We start from the raw sequence: 26,559 nt of genomic DNA on the forward strand, positions 1-26,559 counted from the left end.
GGAGCCTTGGAGCCGCGATGAACTACCTCTACGTGTACTACAAACTGCACGAAGCACAACGGCGCCGCGCGCTCGAGCCCGCACGGAGGGTGCTTGAGGCCGGGCGTCCGTGGAGCCGGCGGGTCGCACTGCTGGCCCGGCCCGAGGTGGAGGGAGGCGTCGCGACCTGGATGGAGGTGTACGAAGGTGTCGATGACGTGGCCCGGCTAAGTAACGCCTTGGATGCTGCCGTGAAGGAGACCGGGCTCGCGGCCTTCTTGGCGGGGCCGCGCCGCAGCGAGGTTTTTGCCGAACTGCCTGCCGATGCGGCAGGATGGGAAGCCTGACCATGTGCCTGATCGCCTTTGCCTGGGATCCGCGCGGTCCGACGACTTTGCTGTTCGTGGCCAACCGCGACGAGTTCTACGCCCGTCCGACGGCTCCTGCCGACTGGTGGCCGGACCTGCCCGACATTTGGGCCGGACGTGACCTGGCAGCCGGTGGTACCTGGATGGGGATCACCCGCCAGGGGCGATTTGCGGCGATCACCAATTACCGCGAGGCGGGGCGGCACGATCCGCATGCCCCGTCGCGGGGCAAGCTCGTGACCGATTTCCTTGCCGCGGATTGCTCTCCCGCCGCCTACTTGCGGCAGCTGTCCAAGCGCGCCGAGCCCTACAATGGGTTCAACCTGCTGGTTGGCGATCTTTTCGCCCGTACGCCCTCCCTGTGGTACCTGTCGCACCGCCGCGGTTACCCCGCCACGCCGCCCGAAGCCTTGACTGCGGGCGTGTATGGGCTTTCGAACGCGATGCTGGACACGCCTTGGCCCAAAGTCGTGCGCACGACGGCGGCGCTGGCTACGCTCAAGGCGGCCGACGCGCGCACGCCTGCCTACCTGCAAATGTTGAGCGATACGACCATCGCGGATGATGCCGAGTTGCCGAGCACCGGCATCAGCATCGAGCGTGAACGGGCGCTGTCGGCAGCCTTCATCGTGACCCCTGATTACGGCACGCGTGCGCAAACCGTGCTGCAGGTGACCCGGGATGGGCGGGTCGAAGCGTCCGAACGCAGTTTCGAGAACGCCGAGCAGGCGCGCCGCCTGGCCCCGGCGGCATGGCGTCAGGTAACGTTCGCCGTCCCGAATACCGAACGAAGGTAATCCGTCGTATCGCGATGGGCGCGGCGCGCCGCGCGCAATGCGCCCCCCATGTTGTAGAAGCCGTGGACGACACCCGCGTAGGTTTTCACTTCGACCGGCACGCGGGCAGCGGCCAATTTACGCGCGTAGGCCAGGCCGTCGTCGACCAGCGGATCACACTCTGCCAATTGGATGAAAGCAGGCGCCGCGCCTGAGAAGTCGGGTGCGGCGAGCGGTGCGAAGCGCCAATCCAGGCGATCGGCGTCATCCCGCAAATACAGGCCGAAGAACCACTGGAGGGTCTTGGCATCGAGCAGATAGCCTTCGGCGTAGGCGCGATGCGAATCGGTGTCTTGCCAGGAGCTGGTGCCAGGGTAAAGCAACACTTGGGCGGCCAGGGGCAAGCCGTCGTCGCGCGCCCGCAGCGCTGCCTGTGCCGTCAGGGTGCCGCCCGCGCTGTCGCCCATGCCCACGACGCGAACCGCATCGACGCCCAGCTCCGCATGCCGGTCGAACGCCCATCGCCAGGCAGCGTAGACATCTTCGGCGGCGGTGGGAAATCGGTGTTCGGGCGCGAGCCGATACGCGAGGGACAGCACTTTGCAGTGCGCGCCATTGGCCAGCATCCGGCAGATGGCGTCGTAGGTTTCCACGCTACCCACCGTGAATCCACCGCCGTGGGAAAAGATGACGAGCGGCGCGGGTTCGCGGGTGTCGTTGCCGGTGTAAAGGCGCGCGCGTATGCTCCCTTCGCCGACGGGTACCGCGAGCTCCCTGGCTTCCGCAACCGGGGCCGGTGCGATGTCGAGGACTTTGCTGGCCTTGTCGTGGAAGGCACGCGCTTCCTCGGGCGAATACTGCCAGTATGGTGGCCGGTTGGCGCGCTTGATGCGCGCCACGAGATCGGCCACCTGGGGGTCGAGCGGACGCGGATGGGGCGCCTCAGCCATCGCCCCCTTGGTCCCCTCGTTTCTTGATGTACTTGAATGTGCCGCTGGCGCGCGCCACGAGCCCGCCCCCGGCATCGCGCACTTCGGCGTCGCAGAACGCCATGGTGCTCGAGCGGTGGTAGCAGTTGCCGTAGGCCACGAGGTTGCCCTCGCCAGGGCGCACGAAACTGGTGGTCATGTCCACCGTGGCGCCGCCGCGCATCTCTGGGTGCAGCGAACGTGCGGCGGTTGCCATGGCGGCGTCCAGCATGGTCATCAAGACCCCACCGTGGCAGACCTGCCAACTGTTGCAGTGATGGGCTTGGACATCCAATCTGACTTCCGAACGCCCGCCTTCGGCCTTGACGAGCTTGGCGCCCAGCCAGGCCAGAAACGGGATGGGTACGTCCGTGACGGTTCGCGGGCTATCCGTGGGCATGCGGCAACCCCGTCGGAGTCGATTCGATATGGCGGATCATGGCAGGTCTGGTCCTCCAGCGAAAATCAGCGGCTCGCCGTGCGATGACCCAGGATGGACGCCAGGATCAGGGCGCCGATCACGGTGATGTGTTCGAACACGAACATCATTTCCAGGAAGGCCTGTTCGCCTTCCATGTTCCAGAAAGCGTGGGCGATGGGAATGGTCATCACCGTGAACACGGCCAATGCACCCGCGCCGAGCCAAGCCGCGCGGTTGAAGATGATCAGCAGTGAGCCGCCGAGCTGGACGATGATGGTCAGGGCGTTGAAGAGCCATGCCGGTTCGAGCCCGAAATGGCTCATTTCGGCTACGCCGTCCTGGAAATTGATGAGCTTTGTCAGGCCACTAAGCCAGAACATGAATGTCAAGGCAATGCGTCCGAGCAGCAACAACGCGCGCGATTCGAGCAGGGAGCGTATGGGTGCAGGTGTCATGGCTTCTCCGTTCACGTTGGGTGGGAAGTGCGGGCACGTGAGCGTGCTTTCCGGGATCCGGCGCGGCAGCTCGGGCGGCCGCCGCCATCTTACTGGAAACGATGCGAAACCAAACGCCCGGAACTCAGAAAATGCTCTTCCCTACCCACCACGCGGCAGCCGCCACGAGGGCCGAGGCTGGGATGGTGAGTATCCATGCCCAGACGATGTTTCCCGCCAGTCCCCAGCGCACCGCATTGAACTTGCGGCTGGAGCCGACGCCGACGATGGCGCCGGTGATGGTGTGAGTGGTGGAGACCGGGATGCCGAGCAGCGCGGCCAGGAACAGCGTCAAGGCGCCGCCGGTTTCCGCGCAGAACCCGCCGACTGGCTTGAGCTTGGTGATGCGCTGTCCCATGGTCTTGACGATGCGCCAGCCGCCGAACATCGTTCCCAGGGCGATCGCCGCATAGCAGCTGATGATGACCCAGACGGGGACATGGTCATGCGCACCCGGCACGTTGGCGGCGATCAGCAGCAACCAGATGATGCCGATGGTTTTCTGCGCGTCGTTGCCGCCGTGCCCGAGGCTGTACATCCCCGCCGACAGCAGCTGCAGCCTGCGGAACCAGCCGTCGACCTTGAGCGGGCGCGCGCGGCGCAGTAGCCACGACACCAATAGCATCAGAAAACCGCCGAGCACGAAGCCCAGCAGCGGCGACACGACGATGAAGGCGACGATGTAGAGGATCTCGCGGAACATCAGCACGGAAGGCCCGGCGCTCGCCAGGCCGGCTCCGACGATGCCGCCGATGAGCGCATGCGAGGACGACGACGGGATGCCGAAATACCAAGTGATGATGTTCCATGCGATGGCTCCGACCAATGCGCCGAACACGACGTAATGGTCCACCACCGTCGGGTCGATGATTCCCTTCCCGACGGTGGCAGCCACCTTGAGATGGAAGACGAAAAGGGCGACGAAATTAAAAAACGCGGCGAAGACGACCGCGTGGTGGGGTTTGAGCACTCCCGTGGAAACCACGGTGGCGATGGAATTGGCCGCATCGTGGAACCCATTCATGAAATCGAAAATGAGTGCCAGGAGGACCAGGACGGAGAGTGTGACTAGGCTGATTTGAAGCGTGTCCATGAAGTATCCCGACTAGGCGTTTTCCAGGACGATGCCTTCGATCAAATTGGCAACGTCTTCGCACTTGTCGGTGATTTCTTCCAGCAATTCGTAGATGGCTTTCATCTTGATCAATTGGCGCGTATCGGCTTCATCGCGGAACAGCCTGCCCATGCCGCGGCGCATGACCCGGTCGGCGTCTGACTCGAGCCGGTCGATCTCTTCGCAGATCTTCATGATGCTGGCCGTGTCATTCAGGTCGCGTAGCAGGCTCACCACCATGTACAGGCGGTCGCAGCACTGCACGCTTATGTCGGCCAAGGCCTTGGCGTCGGGCGTGACTGAACGGATGTCGTACAGGTTGATGCACTGGGCGGCGTCCTCCATCAGGTCGAGGATGTCGTCCATGGTCGTGATGAGCTGGTGGATTTGATCCCGGTCCAGCGGGGTGATGAAGGTCTTGTGCAGCAGGTCGATCGTATCGTGGGTAACCTTGTCGGCCTTTTTCTCCAGCGTCTCGATGCTCTTGACGCGCTCCTCGGCTTGGTCCAGGTCGGCCATCAGTGCGGCCAATTCCCGGCTGCCTTGGCGGGACAAGTCGGCATGCGCCGTGAAGAGATCGAAAAAGCGGCCCTCTTTGGGCATCAAGCGTCCAAACATCACGTCCTCACGATACGTCACATGACAGCTACATGACGTGTTCAAAACCGCGCGCAGTTTAGCACTATATGCGTGCTGCCCTGCCCGCTGGGGAGCCCCTTTTTGGGGCGGCGGAGGCGGGCCGTGGGCGTCGGCCTCGCCCGTTCATGCACGAGACGACGGGCTCTGCGCGGGCCGGTCGCAGTGTGTGCGGGATCAGTATTCAGAATCGACGTAGGCGTTGCCGGAGAAATTCTGGAACTTGGTGTACATGCCCTGCCAGGTCAGCCGGACGGTGCCGATCGGCCCGTTGCGCTGCTTGCCGATGATGACTTCGGCCGTGCCTTTGTCCGGCGTATCCGGATTGTAGACCTCATCGCGGTAGAGGAAGATGATGACGTCTGCGTCTTGCTCGATGGCGCCTGATTCCCGCAGGTCGCTCATTACCGGGCGTTTATTCGGACGTTGCTCCAGGCTACGGTTGAGCTGCGAGAGCGCGATGAGGGGGCAGTTCAATTCCTTGGCGAGGCCTTTCATCGAGCGGCTGATCTCGGACAGTTCCGATGCCCGGTTCTCGCTGCTCGAGCCGCTGTTGCCCGACATCAGCTGCAGGTAATCGATGATGATCAGCCCGAGCTGGCCGCATTGGCGGGCCAGGCGGCGCGCGCGCGAACGCAGCTCCATGGGGCTCAGCGCCGGGGTCTCGTCGATGTAGAGCTGCGTGTCTTGCATTTTCTGGATGGCATGCGTGAGCTTGGGCCAGTCTTCATCGAGCAGCCGGCCCGTGCGTAGGCGCTGCTGGTCCAGTCGCCCCACCGACCCGAGTATCCGCATGGCCAGCTGCGCCGCGCCCATTTCCATGGAGAAGACGGCAACGGGCAGGCCCTCCTCCACGGCCACGTGCTCGCCGATGTTCATCGAGAAAGCGGTCTTACCCATCGAGGGCCGGCCGGCCACGACGATCATGTCGCCCGGCTGCAGGCCCGACGTCATTTTGTCGAGGTCGGTGAAGCCCGTCGGCACGCCGGTGATTTCCGAAGTCGAGTCGCGATGGTAGAGCTCGTCGATGCGCTCGACCACCTGCGTGAGGAGCGGCTGCAGCGACTGGAAGCCGGCGGTCCCGCGCGCGCCCTCCTCGGCGATCTTGAAGATCTTGGACTCGGCCTCGTCCAGCAGTTGGCGCGTGTCCCGGCCCTGGGGGTTGAAGGCCGCGTCCGCGATCTCGTCCGAGATCGTGACGAGCCGGCGTAGTACCGCCCTGTCCCTCACGATCTCCGCGTAGCGCCTGATGTTGGCCGCCGATGGCGTGTTCTGGGCCAGCGAGTTGAGATAGGCGAGCCCGCCTGCATCTTCCGCCTTGCCCGCCGTCTGCAGCGCTTCGTGGGTGGTCACGACATCCGCCGGACGGCCCAGCCCGATGAGCTTGGCGATCTGTTGCCAGATGAGGCGATGATCGTAACGGTAGAAGTCATCCTCCTTGAGGATGTCGGCGATGCGATCCCAGGCTGCATTGTCCAGCAGCAAACCTCCCAGCACGGACTGCTCCGCTTCGACCGAGTGGGGGGGGATGCGCAGGGACTCTAGCTGAGGATCGGCTGGCGAATTCATAGAGCGACAAAAACCTGGAATGGATGCGCGGCCGGCGGTATGCCGGACCACGACAGTTTATAGCGTGGCGGGCGATGGCGGGCGCAGTTGTCGAGGAGGCCCCGCCGCGTGCGTGGTGCACGGTGCCGGCCTTGGGAAAAAAAACCCTCCATTTCGCGGAGAAAATGGAGGGTTTTCATTGCCGGGCCTGCCGCCAGGCAGGCCGGATGGGTGGTGCGGCCGGTTGCCCCCGCGCAGCGGGGTACCAAGGCTCGCTTAGGCAGTTTCGCCGACCACCACGACCGTGATGTTGGCCACCACGTCGGTATGCAGGCCGATTTCGATCGGGAACTCGCCGATGGTCTTGAGCGGGCCGTTGGGCAGGCGGACCATGCCCTTTTCCACCGACTCGAAACCGGCGCTCTTGAGCGCGCTGGCGATGTCGAAGTTGGTGACCGAACCGAACAGGCGGCCGTCGACGCCGGCCTTCTGCGTGATGGATACCGTGTAGCCTTCCAGGCGCTGGGCCATGGCTTGCGCGGCGGCCAGCTTCTCGGCCTGGATTTTCTCGAGCTCGGCGCGGCGCGCTTCGAACTCTTGCAGGGCGGCCTGCGTGGCGCGCTTGGCCTTCTTCTGCGGGATCAGGTAGTTACGCGCGTAACCGTTCTTCACGCGAACGACGTCGCCCAGGTTGCCGAGGTTGACGACTTTTTCGAGCAAGATGATTTGCATGATTAGACTCTCCCGGCAATCAATTGTGGTTGTCGGTGTAGGGCAAGAGCGCCAGGAAGCGGGCGCGCTTGATCGCCGTATCGAGTTGGCGCTGGTAATGCGCCTTGGTGCCGGTCAGGCGAGCGGGGATGATCTTGCCGTTTTCCTGGATGAAGTCGCGCAGGACTTCGATGTCCTTGTAGTCGATCTGTTCGACGCCGGCTGCCGTGAAGCGGCAGAACTTGCGCCGCTTGAACAGCGGGTTCTGTTGACCGAACTTCTTCTTTTCCTTGCGTTTGCCGAATGCGGCCATGATGTACCTCTTGGGTATTCAATCCGTTTCACACCTGAGCGCTGCCCTGCCCGCTTCGTCCATCACCCGCCTGGGCGACGGTGGCCTGCTGGATATGCAGCCTCAGTCTGCTTGAACCTTTCCGGGTCGGTGCCAAAAAACCCTCGATCCGCAGCGATCGGCCCAGCGCTTCGCGCTCGAGCCTGCTGGCGAGATCGCCGATCGCCACCGCGTTGACGAGCATTTCCACCCGGCGGGGCCTACCGCCTTCGAGCAGCTCGGATTCATGGGCAAGCGTCAGTTCCAGCACCGGTATGCCGGCGGGGGTGTACCTGAGCGGCTTGCACTCGACCACCTGGGCGGTCAGAAGAACCTGGTTCAACGCCGTGTCGTCCGGGGCATCGTCAAGCTGCCGCGGGAGCGGCCTGGGATGCGGGCGGTCGGCAACGACCTGTCATGCCAGCCGGGCCGGGGCTCAGCCCTCGGCTTGCGTGGCCTCGGTGGACACCTTGCGGGCCTCCTCGCGCTCGACGATCTTCATCATCGGCGACGGGGCGGTCTCGGCCTTCTTCATCTTGACGACGAGATGGCGCAGCACGGCGTCGTTATAGCGGAAGGCGTGCTCGAGTTCGTCCAGCGTGGCTTGGCTGCACTCGATGTTCATGCACACGTAGTGAGCCTTGACGAGCTTCTGGATCGGATATGCCAATTGGCGGCGACCCCAGTCTTCCAGGCGGTGTACTGCGCCGCCCTGGCTGGTGATCAGCGTCTTGTAACGCTCGACCATGGCCGGAACCTGCTCGCTCTGGTCCGGATGAACGATGAAAACTATTTCGTAGTGACGCATTTACGCTCCTTATGGATGGTCCTGGAGGCGACTCGAAAGGCCGCCCCGAAAGGCGCAAGTCCGCTCAAGCGTCTAGAGTCGGACAAGGGTTCTCAAATCCGGCAGGAGGTCTGCGCATAACACAATGCGCAATGCCTGCCAAAAATTAAGCCAGCTATTATCGCTTGCAAACGCGGAAAAATCAAGGTGCGCCTCGTGGCCGGCCATGATCGCCCCCCGGCCGGGGTACGGCAGCCCGGGAGGGCGAACCGCGGGACGGGCTCCCCACCCCGCCGCGCTCAATGACGGCCGGCGTGGATCGGCCTTGGCATGCTTGGCGCGACCCCGGCAGGGCCGTTGCGGCCTGCCTGCGCTAGTAGGTGTCGAAGGCTGCCTGCACGGCCTCCGGGCCCGAGGCGCCCGCCCCCAGCGCCAGCATCAGCAGGACCCGCGCCTTCCAGGGCGACAGGGTGCCGGCCCCGGGCAGGCTGCAGGCTGCGGTGACGCGTCCGCTCCCCGTGCGGCTGGTTCGCACGACGGCCAGGCCCGCGCCAGCAAGGCGCTCGAGCGCCGCCATGGCTTCGGCGCTCGCCGAGCCGTTGCCGGGGCCCGCCCAGACAAGGCCGCGCGCGCCCGTTGCGGGTACGGCATCGATCAGGGCAGTCGAGGCACCCGCATAGCCAGCCAGGATTTCCACCGGGACGAGCGGCGTTGCAGGGGTGAATGGCGTCGCGCGGGTGTGCGGCCGCTCGGGACGCGCGAGCCAGGTGACCCGCCCGTCTTGGACCAGCCCGAGCGGACCGGCGTTGGGCGCGGCGAAGGCGTCGGGCCGGTTGGCATTGACCTTGCCCACCTCTCGCGCGCCGAAGACCTGGTGGTTCAGTACCACCAGCACGCCGCGCCCCGCCGCGCCGGAGGTGGCGGCCACGGTGGCGGCGTCGAGCAGGTTCAGCGGCCCATCCGCCGACAGCGCCGTCGACGGGCGCATCGCGCCCACCAAGACGACAGGCTTGTCGCTCTTGAGCACCAGATGGAGATAGTAGGCCGTCTCCTCGAGGGTGTCGGTGCCGTGCGTGACGACGGCGCCATCGACTTGCGGATCGTCCAGCGCCTGCTGCAGCCGGCTGGCGAGCGACTGCCAGAAGGCGGGCGTGGCGTCCTTGCTGTCGATGGATGCGAACTGTTCGGCGCTGATGCGGGCGACCTGGTCGAGCCCGGGTGTTTGCGCGCATAGCGCCGCCACGTCGAGCACGCCCGCCGTATAGGCTTCGACGGATTGGGGCTCGACGCCGGCTCCGGCGATGGTGCCACCGGTGGCGAGAAGGCAGAGGTGCGGAAGAGGCATGGGAATCAATGTGCTTGCCGGAGCCCGATGATACCCGCCCCCGCGCATGGTGGCGCGGCCGCGACACCTGGCGATTATGCTTGCGCCGCCCATCGGTACTGTATAAAAATACAGTTACTGGATAAAACCACAGAAGCGTCTGTCGCACCTCCCACCCCGGGCGGCCGCGCAAAACCGGAGCCAGACATGCCCAAGCTGACCGCACGCCAGCAGGAGATCCTCGATCTCATCCGCCGGACCATCGTCGAAACCGGCTTTCCCCCCACGCGCGCCGAAATCGCGCAGGCGCTCGGTTTTCGTTCCCCGAACGCGGCGGAAGAACACCTGAAGGCGCTCGCGCGCAAGGGGGTGTTGGAGTTGTCGGCCGGTACCTCGCGCGGCATACGGCTCAAAGACGCCACTGCCGCCGATTCCCCTTCCCTGCAGCTCACGCATCCGGCGCTGGCGCAGCTCGTGCTACCGCTCGTGGGCCGGGTCGCGGCTGGCAGCCCCATCCTTGCCGCCGAGCACATCGAGAAGGAGGTGGGCGTGGACCAAGCGCTGTTTTCGCAACGTCCCGACTATCTGCTGAAGGTGCGCGGGGAAAGCATGCGGGATGCCGGCATCCTCGACGGCGACCTGCTGGCCGTCAAGAAGGCGGCCCAGGCCCGCGACGGGCAGATCGTCGTGGCACGCCTCGGCGACGAAGTCACCGTCAAGCAACTGCGTTATACCGAAAGCGGCCTGAGCCTCTTGCCCGCCAATCCCGATTTCAAGCCCATCGAGATCAGCCGCAACCGCGACGACTTCGCCCTCGAGGGCATCGCGGTTGGCCTGATCCGGGCCGGACTCCTGCACTGAAAGCATCCGACGGACGATCTCCATGAAACACCATACGCAAGTCCCCAGTCTTTCCAGCGGATATCCCGGGCTCGATGCGGCGCTGCCGCAAGCTGGGTGGCCTGTCGGCGCACTGACGGAAATCCTGGTTTCGCGCGTCGGGCATGGCGAATTGAACCTGCTCGGTCCGCTGCTCGCCCGTCTCACCCGCGCAGGCCGCACGGTGGCGCTGCTGGTGCCGCCGTACTTGTCATATGCGCCGGCGCTGATCCAGCACGGGGTGGCGCTCGAGTGCGTCAAGCTGGTCCGCTCGGCCCGTCCGCTGGACGACGGCCTGGACCAGATCGAGACGGCGGTGCGATCCGGCGAATTTGCCGCGTTGGTCGCGATCCTTCCTCCCGACGAGGCCGCGGTGCGGTCCGAAGGCACGGTAAGGCGCCTGCTGCTGGCGGCAAGGCTCTCGGGGTGCCCCGCCTTCCTGTTCCATACTTGCAGCACGCCTGCCACGACGTCGGTTTCCCAGTTGCGCCTGTTGGCAGACATGAGTCAGGCAGGTGAGCTCCGCCTGCAACGCATCGCCCCGGACGACGAAGCCGGCCGCGGCGCGGTCACATTGGAAATCGGCCAACGCGAGCCCCGGGCAGGATTCCGCCGCGTGGCCGGCCTTGCCCTGGCGGGCACCCGTTTCTGCTCGGCCGCACAATTGAACGAACCGGACGAAACGGCCGCCGTGGCGAATGCCCGGCCGGTCCAGGCGCCCCCAGAACAAGGCGCCCCCCGGGCCAAGCCGGCTTCGCCGGGCCGCAGCCGGTGGCCGTTCAAACAGCGCGGCAGCTCGGGCGGTGCGGGGAGCTCTCCAGCGGGCCTGGCGTTCTGGCTCGCCCGCAGCTGGAACGCCTGACGATGGCCAGCCGCTGTGGCGCTACACCGCGCGTTGCCGCACGGTTTCGTACAAGCACACGGCGGACGCCACGCTCACGTTCAGGCTTTCCACCGAGCCCATCATGGGAATGCGGACCAGTTGGTCGCAGGTTTCGCGGGTCAAACGCCGCATGCCCTCGCCTTCCGCACCCATGACCCACGCGATGGGTTGGCGGGCGTCAACCTGGTGGATGGTTTCGGTGGCCTCGTCATCGGTTCCCACCACCCATATGCCCCGTTCCTTGAGGCTGCGCAGGGTCCGCGCGAGGTTGGTCACCGTGAGATAGGGAACGGTGTCGGCAGCGCCGCAGGCGACGCGCTGTACCGTGGCATTCAAGCCCACGGCTCGGTCGCGCGGTGCGATCACGGCATGCACGCCGGCTCCGTCTGCAGTTCGCAAGCAGGCGCCGAGATTGTGCGGGTCCGTCACCCCGTCCAGCACGAGTAAAAAGGCTGGCCCGGACGCCTCGTCGAGCACTTCGTCTATGTCCATGGCCAGTTGCAGGCTCGTGGCCAATGCCACGACGCCCTGATGGCGCTGGCCCTTGGCGAGTCCGTCCAGGCGTGATTGCGGGACGGGATGCACTTTGCGCCCCGCGGCCTGTGCCTGCTCGATCAGCGTCAACATGCGGCGATCGCGGCGCGCCTCTTCGACGTAGATATCCTTGATCGATTCCGGCGCATGGCGCAACCGCGCCGCGACTGCGTGAAATCCGACCAAAACCTGGCTCGCTGCCATTTTTCACCCCATTGATGCATGCCGCGCACGGCAAAAAACGATACGGCGCTGCTCCTGGCAGCGCCGCAATGCCGTTATTAGACCAGAGATTCAGTGACGCTTGCGCCCGCGCTTGGCAGCTGCCCGCTTGCCGCTTCGGGTGCTGGCCGGTTTCTCCGCCGTGGCGGACTTCTTGGCCGGGATGCCCTTCTTGTCTTTCGGAGGCTTGGCCGTTTCGGTCATGAGCGGGGTCTTGGCCGCGCTTTTTTCCGGTTTGCGGGGCGCTGGCGCGCTTTCGCGTTTGATCGCCTTGCGCAGGCCTTCATAGCTTACGCCTTTGACGAGCTTGAAATCGATCCGCCTGGCCTCGAGGTCCACCCGGGCGACTTGCACCTGTACCTTGTCGGTGAGGCGATAGCGCATGCCCGTGCGCTCTCCGCGCAGTTCGTGCAAGCCATCGTTGAACTGGAAGTATTCTGCGCCCAATTCCGAGACGTGCACCAGGCCTTCGACGTGCAATTCATCGAGCGTGACGAAGATGCCGAACGCCGCGACGCCCGTCACGGTGCCGCTGAAAATGTCGCCCACCCGCTCACGCATGTACCAGCACTTGAGCCATGCCTCGACGTCGCGCGATGCATCGTCGGCCCGGCGTTCGTTGGCCGAGCAGAACAGGCCGAGCTTCTCCCAGAGGGCGTGTTCCTGCTCTTTGGCCGAACCGGGCACCACCGGCGTGTCTTCCGGCGGGTTGGGTACGAAACGCTTGCCCTGCAGCAAAGCCTTGATGACACGGTGCGTCAGCAGATCGGGATAGCGTCGGATGGGCGACGTGAAGTGTGCGTAGGCGGGGTATGCGAGCCCGAAGTGGCCCACGTTGTCCGGGCTGTACATGGCCTGTTGCATCGAGCGCAGCGCCATGGTTTGCAGCAGCGGCGCGTCGGGCCGGTGCTTGGTGCTTTCCAGCAGCGCCGAGTAGTCGGCCGCCGTGGGCTTGTCGCCCCCGCCGAGCGACAAGCCCAGCGTCTTCAGAAAGTCGCGTAGCGCCTGCAGTTTCTCCGGCGTGGGACCTTCGTGTATGCGGTACAGGCCCGGGTGCTTGCTGCGTTGCATGAAGTCGGCGGCACAGGTATTGGCCGCGAGCATGCATTCCTCGATCATCTTGTGCGCGTCGTTGCGCACGTAGGGCACGATGCTCTGGATGCGTCCGAGCTCGTTGCAAATGATCTTGGTCTCTATGGTGTCGAAATCGATGGCGCCCCGCTTCTGCCGCGCTTGCGCAAGAAGCTTGAACAGCTCGTACAAGTCCTGGATCTGGGGCAGGACGTGCGCGTACTTGCGCGCGGCCGGGCCATCGGGCTGCTGGAGTGCTGCCCACACTTCGTTATAGGTGGTGCGCGCATGGGAATGGATGACGGCGTTGTAGAACTGGTACGCCTGCACCGTGCCCGCCTTGGCTCCGGTGGCAGGGATCACCATGTCGCACACCAGCACCAGGCGGTCGACGTTGGGATTCAGCGAGCACAGCCCGTTGGACAGCTTTTCCGGCAGCATGGGGATGACCTTGCGCGGAAAGTAGACGCTGGTGCTGCGTTCCAGCGCATCGGCGTCCAGGGCGTCGCCAGGCCTGACGTAGTGGGCGACGTCGGCGATGGCGACGATCAGGCGCCAGCCCGCGCGCTTGCGGGCTCCTGTGCCCAGCTCCACCCGTTCGCAATACACGGCGTCATCGAAGTCCCGGGCATCCTCGCCGTCGATGGTGATCAGCGGTACGTCGCGCAGGTCGAAGCGTTCGACGAGGTCGCTGTCGCGAACCTCGGACGGAAGGCGTTCGGCCTGCGCCAACGCCTTGGGGGAAAACTCGTGCGGGACGTCGAACTTGCGGACCGCAATTTCGATTTCCATGCCCGGGTCGTCGATTTCGCCCAGGATCTCCACCACGCGGCCCAGCGGCTGCGTGTGGCGGGTCGGCTGTTCGATGATTTCCACGGTGACGACCTGGCCGTGCTGGGCTTCGGCGGTTTCGCCGGGCGGCACCAAGATGTCGTGCTTGATGCGCTGGTCTTCGGGTACGACGAGGAATAATCCGCGTTCGTTCAGGAAGCGTCCGACCAGCTTGTTGGTGCGGCGCTCCAGCACCTCGACGATGGTGGCTTCCGGCTTGCCCCGGTAATCGGTGCCCGTCAGCCGGACGAGCACGCGGTCGCCGTGGAGCACCTTGAGCATTTCCTTCGGCGGCAAGAAGATGTCGGGCTGGCCGTCGTCACGAATGAGGAAGCCGAAGCCGTCGCGGTGCCCCTGCACGCGACCGGCGATGAAATCGAGTTTGGTCGACAACAGAAGCGCGCCCTTGCGGTTCTGCATCAGCTGGCCATCGCGTTCCATGGCCGCGATGCGCCGTTCGAACCCCACGCTGCCCGGGGCGACGCCCAGACGCCTTGCGAGTTCGGCGGGGGCGATGGGCGCGTTGGCCTCTCGCAGCACCCTCAGGATTTGCTCTCGGCTAGGTACGTCGGGGTCGAAATCCGGGGGCGTGGAAGGATGGTTGTTATGGGATCGAGTTGTCAAAGTCTAAGGATCTCTTTATAATGCGCAGCTCTGTTGCTACTGCCTGCATGCAACGGTGACGCAAGCATAACTTGAGTTTACCGCAGCAAATGCACGGTGGTTGCGGCAAATGCCCAGATGGCGGAATTGGTAGACGCACTAGTTTCAGGTACTAGCGCTTAGCGGCGTGGAGGTTCGAGTCCTCTTCTGGGCACCAATCGAAATGGCAGCGTTGGCGGCCATGGTTGGGCAACCCGTTTGAACGGGTGTTGAGGTTTACGCAGTGCCCAGGTGGCGGAATTGGTAGACGCACTAGTTTCAGGTACTAGCGCTTAACGGCGTGGAGGTTCGAGTCCTCTCCTGGGCACCACGGTTAGATACCACGTAATTCAGTTAGATTGGATGCAAGCCCCGTAACGTCAGTTCCGGGGTTTTTTGTTTTGGGGGGGCGCTCCCTGCTTGCCCGATGTCTCGCCACCCACCCTGCCTTGCCGCGCGAGGCGTTCCTGCCCGGCGGCGGGCGGATCCCCCGCCTGGACTTCCTGCGGCAAATCGTCGATGCCGGCGCCTGGGGCGCGGCCCGGCCCGGCTTGCCGGACCGGGGTTTAGTCGCTCTTACCCTTGCGGATCCAGGCTTCGAGCTGGTATGGGCGCAGGCTGTCGTACTCTTCGAAGGGTTGGTGAATCCACGGGTTGGTCGGCAGTTTTTGTACGTAGTAATCGGGCACCACTTTCGAGTGGCCCTTGAACCACAATACGGCCGTGCGCATTTCGGTGATCGAGGAGAATTGGGCGAGCAGGTGCTGGTGCACCTTGTCGAAGGTGACCCCGGTGTCGACCATGTCATCCACCAGCAGCACCTTGCCTTCCAGGGTTCCCCGGGTAATGGTGATGAACTGGGCGATGTCCAGCCGCCCTTGTTGCGTGCCCGCCGCCTCACGGTAGCTGCTGGTCGCGAGGATGCCCAGCGGGACGTCGAAAATGCGGGACAGCACATCGCCCACGCGCATCCCGCCCCGCGCCAGGCACACGATCTGGTCGAACTTCCAGCCGGATTGATGGACTTGCAGGGCCAGTTGCTCGATGAGTTGGTGATAGCGTTCCCAGCTGACCCAGAGGTCTTTGTCGGTGTCTTGCTGCATGGCGTAGGCGTATTGCAAAAAAGCCCCGGGGGACCGGGGCGCTTGATTGGCTCCTGGATCAGGCCTTGAATGGATGACGCAGCACGATGGTTTCGGTGCGGTCAGGGCCGGTCGAGACCAGATCGATGGGCACGCCGCAGACTTCGGACATGCGCTCGAGGTAGCGGCGCGCATTGACCGGAAGTTTATCGTATTCGGTTACGCCCACGGTGGATTCACGCCAGCCGGGCATCTCTTCCAGCACGGGTTCACTGTTGGCCACCGCCGCGGCTCCATAGGGCAGCACGTCGCGGAATTCGCCGTTGACGCGATAGCCCACGCCCAGCTTGATGGTTTCCAGGCCGTCCAACACGTCCAGTTTCGTGATGCACAGGCCGGAAATGCCGTTCAGGCGGATCGAGCGCTTGAGCGCCGCGCCGTCGAACCAGCCACAGCGGCGCGGACGGCCGGTGACCGAGCCGAATTCTTTGCCGACCGAAGCCAGGTGGGCACCGATCTCGTCGTCCAGTTCCGTCGGGAACGGCCCGGATCCGACGCGGGTGGCGTAGGCCTTGGTGATGCCCAGGACGTATTCGAGCTTTTGCGGACCGACCCCGGCGCCGGCAGAGGCGGCGCCCGCTACGCAGTTGCTGCTGGTGACGTAGGGATACGTGCCGTGGTCGACGTCGAGCAGCGCTCCCTGCGCGCCTTCGAACAACAGCTTGTGCCCGGCCGCGGAGGCTTCATAGAGCGCGGAGGCGACGTCTGCGACCATGGGCTTGAGTACCGGCGCCAGTGCCATGGCCTGGTCGCGCACCTGGGCCGGGTCCACGGCCTGCGCGCCCAGGTAGTTGGTCAGCACGAAGTTGTGGTAGTCCAGCGCCTCTTCCAGCTTGGCGTCGAAAGTGGCCGGGTCGTAGAGATCCTGCACCCGGATGGCGCGGCGCGCGACTTTGTCTTCGTACGCCGGGCCGATGCCGCGCCCGGTGGTGCCGATCTTGCCCGCGCCCTTGCGCGCTTCGCGCGCCTGGTCCACCGCCACGTGGTACGGCAGGATCAGCGGGCAGGCTTCCGAGACGCGCAGCCGCGCGCGGACTTCGACGCCGGCGGCCTCGAGCTCCTCGATTTCGCGCAGCAGCGCCTCGGGCGACAGCACCACGCCGTTGCCGATGTAGCAGATCATCCCGGGATGCATGATGCCGGAGGGGATCAGGCGAAGAATGGTCTTCTTGCCGGCGATCCAGAGCGTGTGGCCGGCATTGTGGCCCCCTTGGAAACGCACGACGCCCTGGGCCGACTCGGCCAGCCAGTCCACGATCTTGCCCTTGCCTTCATCACCCCACTGGGTGCCGATAACCACGACGTTGTTAGCCATGTTGCTTCTGCTTCTCTACTAAGTCCGCCCGCGACGGGCGTCAGATTGCGGTGGATGAGGATGCCGGATTGGACGCCGGGGTTCCGGCCAGCGATTCGACCTGCCAGGTGCCGTTGCGCTGTACCAGCTCGCGGTCGAACACGAATTCCTGCTGGTCGTGCTCGTGTCCGGGCAGGATTTGGACGACGATGTGGCCGGCTGCCCGCAGCGCGCGCACGGCTTCCATCAGCGCGGGGTCCAAGCCCCACGGCGCACGTACGGCTGGACTCGGCTTGGCGGGGGCGAGCAGTCCGGCGAGCTCGCGCAGGTCCAGGCTGAAGCCCGTGGCCGGCCGGGCGCGGCCGAACACCCGGCCGATGTCGTCGTAGCGGCCGCCGCGTACGACGGCATTCGGCCAGCCGCCGCAATAGACGGCGAACACCACCCCGGTGTGGTAGTGGAAGCTGCGCACGTCTGCCAGGTCGACGCCGATCTCCACGCCGGGGAGCGCGCCGGCAAGGCCGGCCAGCATGTCGAGCGCCTGCTCGACGCGCGGCAGCGCGGGCAATATCTTGCGCGCCTCGTCGAGCACGTCCAAGTCTCCGTACAAGGTGGGCAGCACTTGCAGCGCCTGGGCCGTTTCCGGCGCGAGCTCGGGCGCCAGCAAGGCGAGCCCGGGCACGTCTTTGTCGCGCAGCAGGCCGAAGATTTCGTCCGCACGCGCCGACGCAGCCGGATCGGTTTCCAGCAGCGCGCGAACCACTCCGAGGTGGCTCAGGTCGATGCGGTAGTCGGCTACGCCGGCCCGCCGCACGCTTTCGAGCGCGAGCTGCACGACTTCGATGTCGGCCTCGGGGCCGGCATGTCCATAGAGTTCGGCGCCGATCTGCAGCGGTTCGCGCGTCGCCCACAGGCCGCGCGGCAAAGTGTGCAGCACGCTGCCGCAATAGCATAGGCGCGCGGTGCCTGCACGGTTGAGCAGGTGCGCATCGATGCGCGTGACCTGCGGCGTCATGTCGGCACGGATGCCCAGGGAGCGGCCCGACATCTGGTCGACCAGCTTGAAGGTGTGCAGGTCCAGGTCTCCCCCGCTCGCCGACAGCAGCGAGTCGAGGTATTCCACCAGCGGCGGCATTACGAGCTCGTAGCCGTAGGTGCGGTACAGGTCCAGCAACAAGCGGCGCAGCTCTTCGATGCGCCGGGCCTCGGCCGGCAGGATGTCTGCCAGGCTTTCGGGCAACAACCATTTGCCCATGCAGGGATCTCGCAATGATTCAGACAAACGATGGACGAAAAAAAAAGCGGCTGCGGGTATGCACACGGTGCAAGCCCTTCAACCGCTTCTTCCAAGCTTGGGCAACCCAGTTCGCACCTCTTTGGTGCGTGCAAAAATTCGGGCGTACCTCTTGGCTTACACGCTATTGTCTACTCGAACGCCCGCAAAATCAAGTCGCCGTCGCATCCCGCCCACGGACAACGCCCCCGTGCCCCTATTGTTCAGCTTCTTCTATCACGTCATACAAATGTTTTGCTTATGCGGGCCGGCATGGTGCATTTAAATATCGCGGCAACCGCGAGAGTTGCGGCCCGGGGCGCCATGTACGGCTGAACCGGGCCGATCATTACCCCTCAGAGGACCAGCCGGAGATACCCTTGGCCGCTTTGCCCGATTTTGACACCTTCCGCCTCAAGTACTTCCTGCAATCCCTGGGCGAGGATGCCCTGCTCCGGCTAAGCGACACCCCGCTCTCGGAAGTAGCGTCCTTGCTCGAGCAAAGTCCCCGCGCCGTGCTGATCGAACGGCCGGGGGGCGGCGACGTTCCGCTCTGCGGCAATGTAGCGGGCAGCCGCACGCGCCTGGCCCAGGCTTTCGGGACGACGGAAACCGAGCTGCTGCCGGAAGTCTTGCGCCGCCTGCGCAACAAGCCCGAATTCGTGGAGGTACCGGCTTCCGAGGCGCCGGTGCGGGAAGTGGTGCTCGAAGGCGATGACTGCGACCTGACCAAGCTGCCCGTGCACCTGCAGCATGGCCTGGACGGCGCGCCCTACATTTCGGCATCCATCGACTTCGTCAAGGATCCCGAGACGGGCTGGACCAACGTCGGCGTGCGACGGCTCATGCTGCGCGGCCGGCGCGTGACGGGCATCGATCTGGTCGCTCCGTCGGACCTGCGGGCCATCTACATGAAACAGTCCGCCAAGGGCGAGCGCGTGCCCGTGGCCTTTGCGGTGGGCTCGCATCCCATCGATCACGTCGCCGCCACCATGCGCATCCCGGGCGACGAGCTCGGACTGCTTTCCAGCCTCCGGGGCGCTCCGCTGCCGGTGGTCAAATGCCTGACCAGCGACCTGATGGTGCCGGCCGATGCGGAGTTCATCATCGAAGGCTATCTGGATGCCGCCGGTCACGTCGAACCCGAGGGGCCGTACGGGGAGTTCCTCGGCTACTACGGCGTGGTCAAGAAGAACCCGCTGTTCCATGTCACGGCCATCACCCACCGGCGGGACGCGATCTTCCAGACCGCGACGATCAGCGGTCCCAACATGGCCTGGACCGATACTGCCCAATTGAACGCCTTGCGCACGGAAGTCATGGTCTGGCGCGCGCTGGAGACGGCGGTGCGCGAGGTCAAGGCGGTCTACGCAGCACCGGCCAACGGCGGCATGTTCAATGTCCGCGTCGCCTTGCAGCAACGCGTCCCAGGCGAAGCCCGCAACGCGATCGCGGCCGTGTTTGGGTCGCTCTCCAACGTCAAGCACGTCTTCGTGGTCGATCCGGACATCGATATTTTCTCGGATGCCCAGATGGACTGGGCGCTCGGCACCCGGTTCCAGGCCGACCGCGACCTGGTGGTGCAAAGCGGCATGCGCGCCATGCCGCTCGACCCATCTCTCCAAGGCAGCCGGCAGGGCGCCAAGGCTGGGTTCGACCTGACGCTGCCCCTGCTCGCCCCGGGCGAATCGCGCCCGCTGGAATACCGCGTGCCCGCGGCGCCGCGTTTCCAGGGCAGGCGCTTCGCGTCGCTGGAGGCAGCCCTGGAGGATGGCCCGAAGTACTTCGAGGAGCTCATGGCGGCGACCGGCAGCAGCGACGGGCGGGAAATCGTCCGCTGGCTCGAAGATACGGCGGCGGCCCGTCCCATCGTGCGGGACGACGAAGGCCGCTACCGCTTCCGTTGATCGTTTCACCCTCACATTTCCCAAAACGATAGGCCGCGGCACGTTCCGCCGGTCCACAGAGGAGACATGGCAATGACCAAGCTATCCACGAAGCAAGCCCACCAGGTGAACGGACGCCGCCGGGCGGCCCTGGCTGCCCTCGCCGCGGGGTTCGTCGCCTGCCAGCCGGCCGTCGCCCAGAACGCCGCGGCGGATTTTCCCAGCAAGCCGATCAAGATCATCTCGCCGCACGCTCCCGGTGGCTTGGGGGATACCTTTGCCCGTTATCTCGCCCAGCAGCTTGCCAGCGCCTTCGGCCAGCCGGTGGTCGTCGAAAACCGGCCGGGCGCGAGCCAAACCATCGCTGCCGACGCGGTCGCCAAGGCGCAGCCGGACGGCTATACCCTGCTCATCGCCACCCAAAGCGCCATGGTGTTCAACGCGGTGTTGCGCAAGAAACTGCCATACGATCCGCTGAAGGATTTCACGCCGATTTCGATGTTGTTCGACACGCCCACCTACTTGGTGGTGACCAAATCCTTGCCCATGCGCACCGTCTCCGACCTCATTGCCGCGGCCAAGGCCAATCCGGGCAAATACACGTATGCGTCACTGGGAGCGGGAAGCTCGCACCACCTGCTGGCGGAGATGTTCAAGAGAAAGGCCGGCATTGACATTCTGCACGTGCCCTACAAAGGCAGCTCCAACGCCAGTACCGACCTGATCGCGGGCCAGGTGGACATGATGTTCGAGGGCGGAGCCTCTTCCCTGCCCCATGTGCGCGCGGGCAAGCTCACCGCGCTTGCGTCGACCGGGGAGAAACGCACCGAGATCATGCCCGACCTGCCCACGGTGAACGAAACCCTGCCCGGCTTCCACGCCAACGTCTGGTTCGGGCTCTCGGGGCCGGCAGGCATGCCTGAAGCCGTCGTGACCAAACTGAACCGGGAAGTGGTCCGCATTCTCAAGCAGCGCGAGACCCACGACAAGTTCTTCGAGCTGGGCGTGGAGCTGCTGCCCACCACCCCACAGGAAATGGCCGATCGCATTCGCACCGAAATTCCCGAATGGCGCGCCGTCGTCGAAGCCGCCGGCATCCAAGCCGAATAAACGGGCGATTCTCGCGTTCCTCGCATCATGAAAAAAGCAGCCTGCGGGCTGCTTTTTTTTTGGAAGGGGGGGCCCTGCTGCGCCTTGGCCTTATTTGCCCTCGGCCGACTTCATGAAGCGGAAGAACTCCGAGCTGGGATCGATCACCAGCATGTCTCCCTTCGAGCCGAACGAGGAACGGTAGGCCTCGAGGCTCTTGTAGAAGCGGTAGAACTCGCGGTCCTGGCCGAAGGCTTGCGCATAGATGGCCGAAGCCTTGGCATCGCCCTCGCCTTTGATCTGCTGCGCCTTGCGATAGGCTTCCGCCAGGATGACTTCGCGCTGGCGGTCGGCGTCGGCCCGGATCTTTTCGCTTTCCGCGGCACCGATGGAGCGCTGCTCGTTGGCGACGCGCTTACGTTCGGCCTCCATGCGCCGATAGACGGACTCCGAAATCTCTGGGACGAAATCCACGCGCTTGAGGCGCACGTCTACGATCTCCACGCCGAGCAGCTTGGCGGCGGCCTCTGTGTTGGCCCGGATCTCCTGCATGATCTTGTCACGTTCCTTGGACGTGACGTCGTTGACGGTGCGGCGGTTGATCGAGGCGTTCAAGGCGTCGCGAATGAGGGCTTGCAGGCGCTCCTGCGCGGCGCGCTCGTTGCCGCCGAACGTGACGAAATACGTGCGCGGGTTCGAAATGCGCCATTTCACGAAAGAGTCGATCAGCAGGTTCTTCTTTTCCGAAGTCTGCACGCGCTCGGCCTCGGCGGTGTCGATCGTCAAGATCCGCTTGTCGAACTGCTGGACGTTCTGGAACGGAGGCGGCAGCTTGAAGTACAGCCCGGGTTCGTCGATGACTTCCTTGATCTCGCCCAAAGCGAAGACGACGGCGTAGTTGCGTTCGTTCACGACGAAGACGCATGACGACATCACGGCCAAACCGACGATCAGTCCGATTACCGCCGGAATCAAACGGTCCATGGTGGTATTCCTTCCTTATAACGGCGCGCAGGCATCAACGGGCGTTGCGGTCGCGCGAACGCAGGGCGTCACGACCGGCATCCGGCAGCACGCCGCCGGTCAACGGCTGGGGCGCGCTGCTCGAGTTGCCCGTCGTCGAGGCGGCCGAACGGGCGGCCGCGGCGGCCTCTTGAGACACCTGCTGCATCAGCTTGTCCAGCGGCAGATAAAGCAGGTTGTTGCCGCTGCGCGTATCCACGAGCACCTTGGTGGTGTTGGCGAAGATTTCCTGCATGGTCTCGAGGTAGAGGCGGTCGCGCATGACCTGCGGCGCCTTCCTGTACTCGGCGAGGATTTGCGAGAAGCGTGCGGCGTCACCTTCGGCGTTCTCGATGACGCGCTGGCGATAGCCCTCGGCTTCCTGCAACAGGCGGGACGCCGCGCCGGCGGCCCGGGGCACCACGTCGTTGGCATAGGCCTGGCCTTCATTGATCTGGCGCTCCCGGTCCTGGCCGGCCTTGACCGCGTCGTCGAACGCGGCCTGCACCTGCTCGGGCGGCTGTGCGTTCTGGATCGCCACCGTGCTGATCAGCACGCCGGTGCCGTACAAATCCATGATCTGCTGCATCAGCGCGGCCACTTCCGACGCAACCTGGGTCCGGCCTTCATACAGCACGAAGTCCATTTTCTTCTTGCCCACGATCTCGCGCATGGCCGTCTCGGCCGCCTGCTTGACTGCTATGTCGGGCTCGCGGTTGTTGAACAGGTAGTCCCTCGCGCCGGTTTCCTTCAGGCGATACTGGACGACGAACTGTATGTCGACGATGTTCTCGTCGTCCGTCAGCATCAGGGCCTCGGGCAGCACTTTGCTGCGCGAAGTGTTGCGAAAGCCTACCTCGATCGTGCGCAGCTGGGAGAGATTGACGATCTCGTGGCTTTGGATGGGATACGGCAGGCGCCATTGGAAACCCGCGCGCGTGGTTTCCTTGTACTTGCCGAACTGCGTGATGACCGCGACCTGCCCTTCTTGCACGATGAAAAAGCCGGAGGCCAGCCACAGGGCGACGACGATGCCGACCACGACGAGCAGGCCCACACCGGTGCCGCGTGGCGAGGGAGAAAAACGCCCGCGGCCGTCGTTGCCGCCCGGCGGGCCTGACGGCCTGCGGCCGAACAAGCCACTGAGCTTGCGGTTGAAGTCCCGCCACAACTCGTCCAGGTCGGGCGGACCGCCGTTATTGTTGTTCCGTCCTTCGTTGGGCGGACGCCGAGGAGGCTCGTTGCCGGAGCCGCCGCCTCCCCGCCCCCAGTTGGAGTCGTTCAGGTTGAATATTCGAGTTATCGAAGGCAGACGCATCTTTATAGTAGGCGAAGCGGACGGGATGGACCCATCGCTTAGGATCGGGCGTCAGCCGCAGGGCTGACGGACGAAGTATGCATACGAAAGCGCGGGTCGCACCTATTATTACCTAGGGCAACCGGATCTGCTCGGCTGGCCTCGACGATTGCACCCCGCAGTGCATCCAGGCCTCGCCGCTCGAGCGCGCTGACGAATACCCGCGAGATCGTACCATGCTCATCGCGCTCGACGCCGGGTTCATGGCTGCTTTGGTCGATCTTGTTGTAGACCAGGATGCGGGGGATGCCGGCTGCCCCGATTTCCTCCAGCACCTTGTCCACCTGCGCGATCTGTTCGTCCCGCTGGGGGCTGGCCGCGTCCACGACGTGGAGCAGCAAGTCGGCGTGGACCGTTTCTTCGAGCGTGGCGCGGAATGCCGCGATCAGCGTATGGGGCAGTTCGCGGATGAAGCCGACGGTGTCGGAGACGACTACCGATCCGGCCCCCTCTATCCAGATGCGGCGCGTGGTCGTGTCCAGCGTGGCGAACAACTGGTCAGCCGCGTAGACCTCGGCACGCGTGAGGGTGTTGAACAGCGTGGATTTCCCCGCGTTGGTGTAGCCGACCAACGACACGGAAAAGGCGCCGCCGCGCGCCCGGGACCGCCTTTGGGTTTGGCGCTGCCGTTCGAGCTTGTCGAGCCGTTCGCGCAGGGTGCGGACCTTTTCGCCTATCATCCGGCGGTCCATTTCCAGCTGCGACTCGCCCGGGCCCCGCATGCCTATGCCGCCGCGTTGTCGTTCCAAGTGGGTCCACATGCGGGTCAGGCGCGTGGACAGGTGCTGGAGCTGAGCGAGCTCGACCTGGAGCTTGCCCTCGTGGCTCTGTGCCCGCAGGGCGAAAATGTCGAGGATGAGCGCCACTCGATCGACCACTCGCAACTTGAGCTCGCGCTCGAGGTTGCGCTGCTGGGCGGGCGAGAGATTGTGGTTGAACAGGATGATCTCGGCCTGGCCGGATGCAGCGGCCAGGCCGATCTCTTCCACCTTGCCCGAGCCGACGAAGAGCGCGGCGTCCGGTTTGGACCGGCGGGCAATGATGGTATCGACGATATAGGCGCCGGCCCCTTTGGCCAGCATGATGAATTCGTCAGTTTGCGCCTGGAACTCGGGCTCGCCGAAGTCTACGCTGACGACCAGCGCGCGCATCAGCGGCCCGCGGTTCCGGTTCGGGGGGGAGTTAGTCTGCAGCGGCTTCAACCTGGAAATTGACCGGGCGCGACGGCACTACGGTCGAGATGGCATGTTTGTAGACCATTTGCGTCACGGTATTGCGCAGCAGGACGACGTATTGGTCGAAGGATTCGATCTGCCCCTGCAGCTTGATGCCGTTGACGAGGTAAATGGAAACGGGAACGTGCTCTTTACGCAGCACATTAAGGAACGGGTCTTGTAGCAATTGCCCTTTATTGCTCATTAGTGGGCTCCTGATATGTTTTTCTTGGCGGATGCCAACGCTGTTACTGTACCGGGTTTTCCCCAGGGAGACTAGCAAATCTCAAAACTGAGAGCTGCCATGACCCCTAATGTGGGGACGCCGCAGCATTCCCACAAGAGAGCACGCACCCGGACGAAGGAAATCGAAAATCACCCCGCCTTGTCGAGATAGGGATTCCTCGAGTTCTTGAACTCGATTCTCAATGGAGTTCCCTGCAGCGAGAAAGTTTCCCGGAAACGCGCTTCGAGGTAGCGGCGATACGAATCCGGGATTTGGTCCAATGCGCTGCCGTGAATCACGATCAAAGGAGGATTCTGGCCCCCTTGGTGAGCATAGCGCAGCTTGGGGCGGAAGATGCCTTTGCGCGGGGGCTGCTGCTGCTCGACCGCGGCCTGCAGCGTGCGCGTCAACTTGGGCGTCGGCAGCTTGGCAAACGCGGCCGCGTGCGCGGCTTCGATGGATTTGAGCAGCGGGCCGATGCCGGCATTGCGCAGCGCCGACACGGTGTGCATCTTGGCGAAGGACAGGAAACGCAGCTTGCGGTCGAATTCGCGCTTGATCTGCTCTCGCTGGTCGCTGTCGGCGCGATCCCATTTATTGATCGCGACCACCAGGGCGCGGCCGGTCTCCAGGACGAAGCCGGCAATATGGGCGTCTTGCTCCGAGATTTCCGTGCTGGCGTCGAGCATCAGCAAGACGACGTTGCTGGCCTCGATGGCTTGCAAGGTCTTGATGACGGAGAATTTCTCGACGGCCTCGAAGACCTTGCCCCGCTTGCGCAGGCCGGCGGTATCGATCAGGGTGTAGCGCCGCCCTCCGCGTTCGAAGTCGATCTCGATGGCGTCGCGGGTCGTGCCGGGCTGGTCGAAGGCGATGACCCGCTCCTCGCCCAGCAGGGTGTTGACGAGCGTGGATTTGCCGACGTTGGGACGGCCGACGATGGCGAGCTTGATCCGGTGGTCGACGGCGTCCACGGCCACGAAGGCCTCTTCTTCCCCGTCTCGCTCGTCTTCCGCTTCAGTCGTAGCTGAAACCAGGTCGGCCAGGGCGGCCTCGATCAGGTCCACCACGCCGTCGCCGTGCGCCGCCGAAATGGCGAACGGCTCGCCCAGCCCCAGTTCGTAGAACTCGGCTGCCGCCGTGGCGCGCGACATGCCCTCGACCTTGTTGACAGCCAGCAATACTTTGCGTCCGGCACGCCGCAGGCGATCGGCGATCTCGCGGTCGTGGCCGGTCAGGCCAACCCGGCCATCGGTCAGGAAGATGACCGCATCGGCCTCATCGACGGCCTGCACCGTCTGCTTGGCCATCTCGGCCATGATGCCTTGCTTGGCGACCGGTTCGAAGCCGCCGGTGTCGACGACGATGAAGGGATGGCCCCCCACCCTCCCCTCGCCGTAATGGCGATCGCGCGTCAGGCCGGGGAAGTCAGCCACGAGCGCGTCGCGCGAGCGGGTCAGCCGGTTGAACAACGTGGATTTGCCCACGTTGGGTCGCCCGACCAGGGCGATCACCGGTTTGAATGTCGAGGGTTTCATCGTCGAAAAAAACCTTGCT

The 26,559-nt window shown here is 64.6% G+C and carries 27 protein-coding genes and 2 tRNA genes; 8 read left to right on the forward strand and 21 right to left on the reverse strand.

Annotation, left to right across the window (positions count from 1 at the left end):
- Nucleotides 1–17: 17 nt before the first annotated feature.
- Nucleotides 18–326, forward strand: a complete 309-nt coding sequence (locus tag Q0319_RS08905; protein WP_299451852.1) for a DUF4936 family protein — start codon at nt 18–20, stop codon at nt 324–326.
- A gap of 2 nt (nt 327–328) precedes the next feature.
- Nucleotides 329–1,144 carry an NRDE family protein gene (locus tag Q0319_RS08910; RefSeq protein WP_296469952.1) on the forward strand — a complete coding sequence of 272 codons (816 nt, stop codon included), beginning with the start codon at nt 329–331 and terminating at the stop codon, nt 1,142–1,144.
- On the opposite strand, the gene Q0319_RS08915 is transcribed toward Q0319_RS08910, so the two are convergent.
- The 11 genes from Q0319_RS08915 to Q0319_RS08965 all read right to left on the reverse strand — a co-directional run bounded on the left by Q0319_RS08915 (nt 1,105) and on the right by Q0319_RS08965 (nt 9,478).
- The gene (locus tag Q0319_RS08915) at nt 1,105–2,073 is read right to left on the reverse strand and encodes an alpha/beta hydrolase (protein ID WP_299451854.1); all 969 of its coding nucleotides are present in this window, start codon (nt 2,071–2,073) and stop codon (nt 1,105–1,107) included. The genes Q0319_RS08910 and Q0319_RS08915 overlap by 40 nt on opposite strands.
- Nucleotides 2,066–2,491, reverse strand: a complete 426-nt coding sequence (locus Q0319_RS08920) for a PaaI family thioesterase (RefSeq protein WP_299451857.1) — start codon at nt 2,489–2,491, stop codon at nt 2,066–2,068. Before Q0319_RS08920 ends, Q0319_RS08915 begins: the two co-directional genes overlap by 8 nt.
- 65 nt (nt 2,492–2,556) lie before the next feature.
- Complete coding sequence (locus Q0319_RS08925) at nt 2,557–2,967, reverse strand: DoxX family protein (RefSeq protein WP_296471016.1); 411 nt, start codon at nt 2,965–2,967, stop codon at nt 2,557–2,559.
- A 124-nt stretch (nt 2,968–3,091) separates the two neighbouring features.
- Nucleotides 3,092–4,099 carry an inorganic phosphate transporter gene (locus Q0319_RS08930; protein WP_299451860.1) on the reverse strand — a complete coding sequence of 336 codons (1,008 nt, stop codon included), beginning with the start codon at nt 4,097–4,099 and terminating at the stop codon, nt 3,092–3,094.
- Between the two features lie 12 nt (nt 4,100–4,111).
- The gene (locus Q0319_RS08935; RefSeq protein WP_299452117.1) at nt 4,112–4,738 is read right to left on the reverse strand and encodes a DUF47 family protein; all 627 of its coding nucleotides are present in this window, start codon (nt 4,736–4,738) and stop codon (nt 4,112–4,114) included.
- Nucleotides 4,739–4,933: 195 nt separating this feature from the next.
- Entirely contained in the window at nt 4,934–6,325 is a 1,392-nt protein-coding gene (locus tag Q0319_RS08940; RefSeq protein ID WP_299451862.1) for a replicative DNA helicase, read from the reverse strand.
- A gap of 255 nt (nt 6,326–6,580) precedes the next feature.
- Nucleotides 6,581–7,036, reverse strand: a complete 456-nt coding sequence (rplI, locus tag Q0319_RS08945) for a 50S ribosomal protein L9 (protein ID WP_296467609.1) — start codon at nt 7,034–7,036, stop codon at nt 6,581–6,583.
- 19 nt (nt 7,037–7,055) lie between these two features.
- Nucleotides 7,056–7,328, reverse strand: coding sequence for a 30S ribosomal protein S18 (gene rpsR, locus Q0319_RS08950; RefSeq protein ID WP_296467612.1), 273 nt, complete (start codon nt 7,326–7,328; stop codon nt 7,056–7,058).
- 28 nt (nt 7,329–7,356) lie between these two features.
- Nucleotides 7,357–7,689 carry a primosomal replication protein N gene (gene priB, locus Q0319_RS08955; protein WP_296467615.1) on the reverse strand — a complete coding sequence of 111 codons (333 nt, stop codon included), beginning with the start codon at nt 7,687–7,689 and terminating at the stop codon, nt 7,357–7,359.
- 93 nt (nt 7,690–7,782) lie between these two features.
- On the reverse strand, nt 7,783–8,154 hold the full coding sequence (gene rpsF / locus Q0319_RS08960; RefSeq protein ID WP_296467618.1) for a 30S ribosomal protein S6: 372 nt from the start codon (nt 8,152–8,154) through the stop codon (nt 7,783–7,785).
- 352 nt (nt 8,155–8,506) lie between these two features.
- Entirely contained in the window at nt 8,507–9,478 is a 972-nt protein-coding gene (locus tag Q0319_RS08965) for an asparaginase (protein ID WP_296467622.1), read from the reverse strand.
- Between the two features lie 186 nt (nt 9,479–9,664).
- Between Q0319_RS08965 and lexA the strand changes: the two genes are divergently transcribed.
- The gene (lexA, locus tag Q0319_RS08970) at nt 9,665–10,318 is read left to right on the forward strand and encodes a transcriptional repressor LexA (protein WP_296467625.1); all 654 of its coding nucleotides are present in this window, start codon (nt 9,665–9,667) and stop codon (nt 10,316–10,318) included.
- 22 nt (nt 10,319–10,340) lie between these two features.
- Entirely contained in the window at nt 10,341–11,198 is an 858-nt protein-coding gene (locus tag Q0319_RS08975) for a hypothetical protein (RefSeq protein ID WP_296467628.1), read from the forward strand.
- A gap of 21 nt (nt 11,199–11,219) precedes the next feature.
- On the opposite strand, the gene rlmB is transcribed toward Q0319_RS08975, so the two are convergent.
- The gene (gene rlmB / locus Q0319_RS08980) at nt 11,220–11,957 is read right to left on the reverse strand and encodes a 23S rRNA (guanosine(2251)-2'-O)-methyltransferase RlmB (RefSeq protein ID WP_296467633.1); all 738 of its coding nucleotides are present in this window, start codon (nt 11,955–11,957) and stop codon (nt 11,220–11,222) included.
- A gap of 90 nt (nt 11,958–12,047) precedes the next feature.
- On the reverse strand, nt 12,048–14,501 hold the full coding sequence (rnr, locus tag Q0319_RS08985) for a ribonuclease R (protein ID WP_299451867.1): 2,454 nt from the start codon (nt 14,499–14,501) through the stop codon (nt 12,048–12,050).
- Between the two features lie 111 nt (nt 14,502–14,612).
- On the opposite strand from rnr, the gene Q0319_RS08990 reads away from it, so the two are divergent.
- Both Q0319_RS08990 and Q0319_RS08995 read left to right on the forward strand, forming a co-directional pair.
- Nucleotides 14,613–14,697, forward strand: a tRNA-Leu gene (locus Q0319_RS08990).
- Between the two features lie 68 nt (nt 14,698–14,765).
- Nucleotides 14,766–14,850 (forward strand) — tRNA-Leu (locus Q0319_RS08995).
- Between the two features lie 235 nt (nt 14,851–15,085).
- Here Q0319_RS08995 and Q0319_RS09000 read toward each other — a convergent pair.
- Genes Q0319_RS09000 through Q0319_RS09010 form a run of 3 tightly spaced genes read right to left on the reverse strand, consistent with a single transcriptional unit; the run spans nt 15,086 to nt 18,210 of the window.
- The gene (locus tag Q0319_RS09000) at nt 15,086–15,622 is read right to left on the reverse strand and encodes a phosphoribosyltransferase (RefSeq protein WP_296467639.1); all 537 of its coding nucleotides are present in this window, start codon (nt 15,620–15,622) and stop codon (nt 15,086–15,088) included.
- A gap of 58 nt (nt 15,623–15,680) precedes the next feature.
- Nucleotides 15,681–16,976: an adenylosuccinate synthase gene (locus Q0319_RS09005; RefSeq protein ID WP_299451870.1), complete on the reverse strand. Its 1,296-nt coding sequence runs from the start codon at nt 16,974–16,976 to the stop codon at nt 15,681–15,683.
- Between the two features lie 40 nt (nt 16,977–17,016).
- A complete protein-coding gene (locus tag Q0319_RS09010) occupies nt 17,017–18,210 on the reverse strand; it encodes an ATP phosphoribosyltransferase regulatory subunit (RefSeq protein WP_299451872.1) in 1,194 nt (397 codons plus the stop codon).
- Nucleotides 18,211–18,608: 398 nt separating this feature from the next.
- Here Q0319_RS09010 and Q0319_RS09015 point away from each other — a divergent pair, with 398 nt between their 5' ends.
- Nucleotides 18,609–20,135, forward strand: coding sequence for a UbiD family decarboxylase (locus tag Q0319_RS09015; protein ID WP_296471326.1), 1,527 nt, complete (start codon nt 18,609–18,611; stop codon nt 20,133–20,135).
- 72 nt (nt 20,136–20,207) lie between these two features.
- Nucleotides 20,208–21,224, forward strand: a complete 1,017-nt coding sequence (locus Q0319_RS09020) for a tripartite tricarboxylate transporter substrate binding protein (RefSeq protein WP_299451874.1) — start codon at nt 20,208–20,210, stop codon at nt 21,222–21,224.
- 90 nt (nt 21,225–21,314) lie between these two features.
- On the opposite strand, the gene hflC is transcribed toward Q0319_RS09020, so the two are convergent.
- The 5 genes from hflC to der all read right to left on the reverse strand — a co-directional run bounded on the left by hflC (nt 21,315) and on the right by der (nt 26,540).
- Nucleotides 21,315–22,187 (reverse strand): protease modulator HflC, encoded by an 873-nt coding sequence (hflC, locus tag Q0319_RS09025; RefSeq protein ID WP_296470987.1) that lies wholly within the window; start codon nt 22,185–22,187, stop codon nt 21,315–21,317.
- Between the two features lie 34 nt (nt 22,188–22,221).
- Entirely contained in the window at nt 22,222–23,517 is a 1,296-nt protein-coding gene (hflK, locus tag Q0319_RS09030; RefSeq protein ID WP_299452120.1) for an FtsH protease activity modulator HflK, read from the reverse strand.
- A gap of 44 nt (nt 23,518–23,561) precedes the next feature.
- Nucleotides 23,562–24,713 (reverse strand): GTPase HflX, encoded by a 1,152-nt coding sequence (hflX, locus tag Q0319_RS09035; RefSeq protein ID WP_299451876.1) that lies wholly within the window; start codon nt 24,711–24,713, stop codon nt 23,562–23,564.
- 31 nt (nt 24,714–24,744) lie between these two features.
- Nucleotides 24,745–24,981 carry an RNA chaperone Hfq gene (gene hfq, locus Q0319_RS09040; RefSeq protein ID WP_087780232.1) on the reverse strand — a complete coding sequence of 79 codons (237 nt, stop codon included), beginning with the start codon at nt 24,979–24,981 and terminating at the stop codon, nt 24,745–24,747.
- Nucleotides 24,982–25,151: 170 nt separating this feature from the next.
- Entirely contained in the window at nt 25,152–26,540 is a 1,389-nt protein-coding gene (gene der / locus Q0319_RS09045) for a ribosome biogenesis GTPase Der (protein ID WP_299451879.1), read from the reverse strand.
- Between the last annotated feature and the right edge of the window lie 19 nt (nt 26,541–26,559).

This window comes from uncultured Pigmentiphaga sp. (genome assembly GCF_937950555.1).
Classification (GTDB): domain Bacteria; phylum Pseudomonadota; class Gammaproteobacteria; order Burkholderiales; family Burkholderiaceae_B; genus Pigmentiphaga.

What these genes read in the sequence shown, in the direction of transcription:
- Q0319_RS08910 (WP_296469952.1), top strand. Translation starts at nt 329, where the DNA reads ATGTGCCTGATCGCCTTTGCCTGGGATCCGCGCGGTCCGACGACTTTG.
- hfq (WP_087780232.1), bottom strand. Translation starts at nt 24,981, where the DNA reads ATGAGCAATAAAGGGCAATTGCTACAAGACCCGTTCCTTAATGTGCTG.
- Q0319_RS09000 (WP_296467639.1), bottom strand. Translation starts at nt 15,622, where the DNA reads ATGCAGCAAGACACCGACAAAGACCTCTGGGTCAGCTGGGAACGCTAT.
- Q0319_RS09005 (WP_299451870.1), bottom strand. Translation starts at nt 16,976, where the DNA reads ATGGCTAACAACGTCGTGGTTATCGGCACCCAGTGGGGTGATGAAGGC.
- Q0319_RS08920 (WP_299451857.1), bottom strand. Translation starts at nt 2,491, where the DNA reads ATGCCCACGGATAGCCCGCGAACCGTCACGGACGTACCCATCCCGTTT.
- rpsF (WP_296467618.1), bottom strand. Translation starts at nt 8,154, where the DNA reads ATGCGTCACTACGAAATAGTTTTCATCGTTCATCCGGACCAGAGCGAG.
- hflC (WP_296470987.1), bottom strand. Translation starts at nt 22,187, where the DNA reads ATGGACCGTTTGATTCCGGCGGTAATCGGACTGATCGTCGGTTTGGCC.
- rpsR (WP_296467612.1), bottom strand. Translation starts at nt 7,328, where the DNA reads ATGGCCGCATTCGGCAAACGCAAGGAAAAGAAGAAGTTCGGTCAACAG.
- lexA (WP_296467625.1), top strand. Translation starts at nt 9,665, where the DNA reads ATGCCCAAGCTGACCGCACGCCAGCAGGAGATCCTCGATCTCATCCGC.
- der (WP_299451879.1), bottom strand. Translation starts at nt 26,540, where the DNA reads ATGAAACCCTCGACATTCAAACCGGTGATCGCCCTGGTCGGGCGACCC.
- Q0319_RS09020 (WP_299451874.1), top strand. Translation starts at nt 20,208, where the DNA reads ATGACCAAGCTATCCACGAAGCAAGCCCACCAGGTGAACGGACGCCGC.
- hflX (WP_299451876.1), bottom strand. Translation starts at nt 24,713, where the DNA reads ATGCGCGCGCTGGTCGTCAGCGTAGACTTCGGCGAGCCCGAGTTCCAG.
- rlmB (WP_296467633.1), bottom strand. Translation starts at nt 11,957, where the DNA reads ATGGCAGCGAGCCAGGTTTTGGTCGGATTTCACGCAGTCGCGGCGCGG.
- Q0319_RS08935 (WP_299452117.1), bottom strand. Translation starts at nt 4,738, where the DNA reads ATGTTTGGACGCTTGATGCCCAAAGAGGGCCGCTTTTTCGATCTCTTC.
- Q0319_RS08975 (WP_296467628.1), top strand. Translation starts at nt 10,341, where the DNA reads ATGAAACACCATACGCAAGTCCCCAGTCTTTCCAGCGGATATCCCGGG.
- Q0319_RS08905 (WP_299451852.1), top strand. Translation starts at nt 18, where the DNA reads ATGAACTACCTCTACGTGTACTACAAACTGCACGAAGCACAACGGCGC.
- Q0319_RS08965 (WP_296467622.1), bottom strand. Translation starts at nt 9,478, where the DNA reads ATGCCTCTTCCGCACCTCTGCCTTCTCGCCACCGGTGGCACCATCGCC.
- rplI (WP_296467609.1), bottom strand. Translation starts at nt 7,036, where the DNA reads ATGCAAATCATCTTGCTCGAAAAAGTCGTCAACCTCGGCAACCTGGGC.
- Q0319_RS09010 (WP_299451872.1), bottom strand. Translation starts at nt 18,210, where the DNA reads ATGGGCAAATGGTTGTTGCCCGAAAGCCTGGCAGACATCCTGCCGGCC.
- Q0319_RS08930 (WP_299451860.1), bottom strand. Translation starts at nt 4,099, where the DNA reads ATGGACACGCTTCAAATCAGCCTAGTCACACTCTCCGTCCTGGTCCTC.
- Q0319_RS08925 (WP_296471016.1), bottom strand. Translation starts at nt 2,967, where the DNA reads ATGACACCTGCACCCATACGCTCCCTGCTCGAATCGCGCGCGTTGTTG.
- Q0319_RS08915 (WP_299451854.1), bottom strand. Translation starts at nt 2,073, where the DNA reads ATGGCTGAGGCGCCCCATCCGCGTCCGCTCGACCCCCAGGTGGCCGAT.
- Q0319_RS08940 (WP_299451862.1), bottom strand. Translation starts at nt 6,325, where the DNA reads ATGAATTCGCCAGCCGATCCTCAGCTAGAGTCCCTGCGCATCCCCCCC.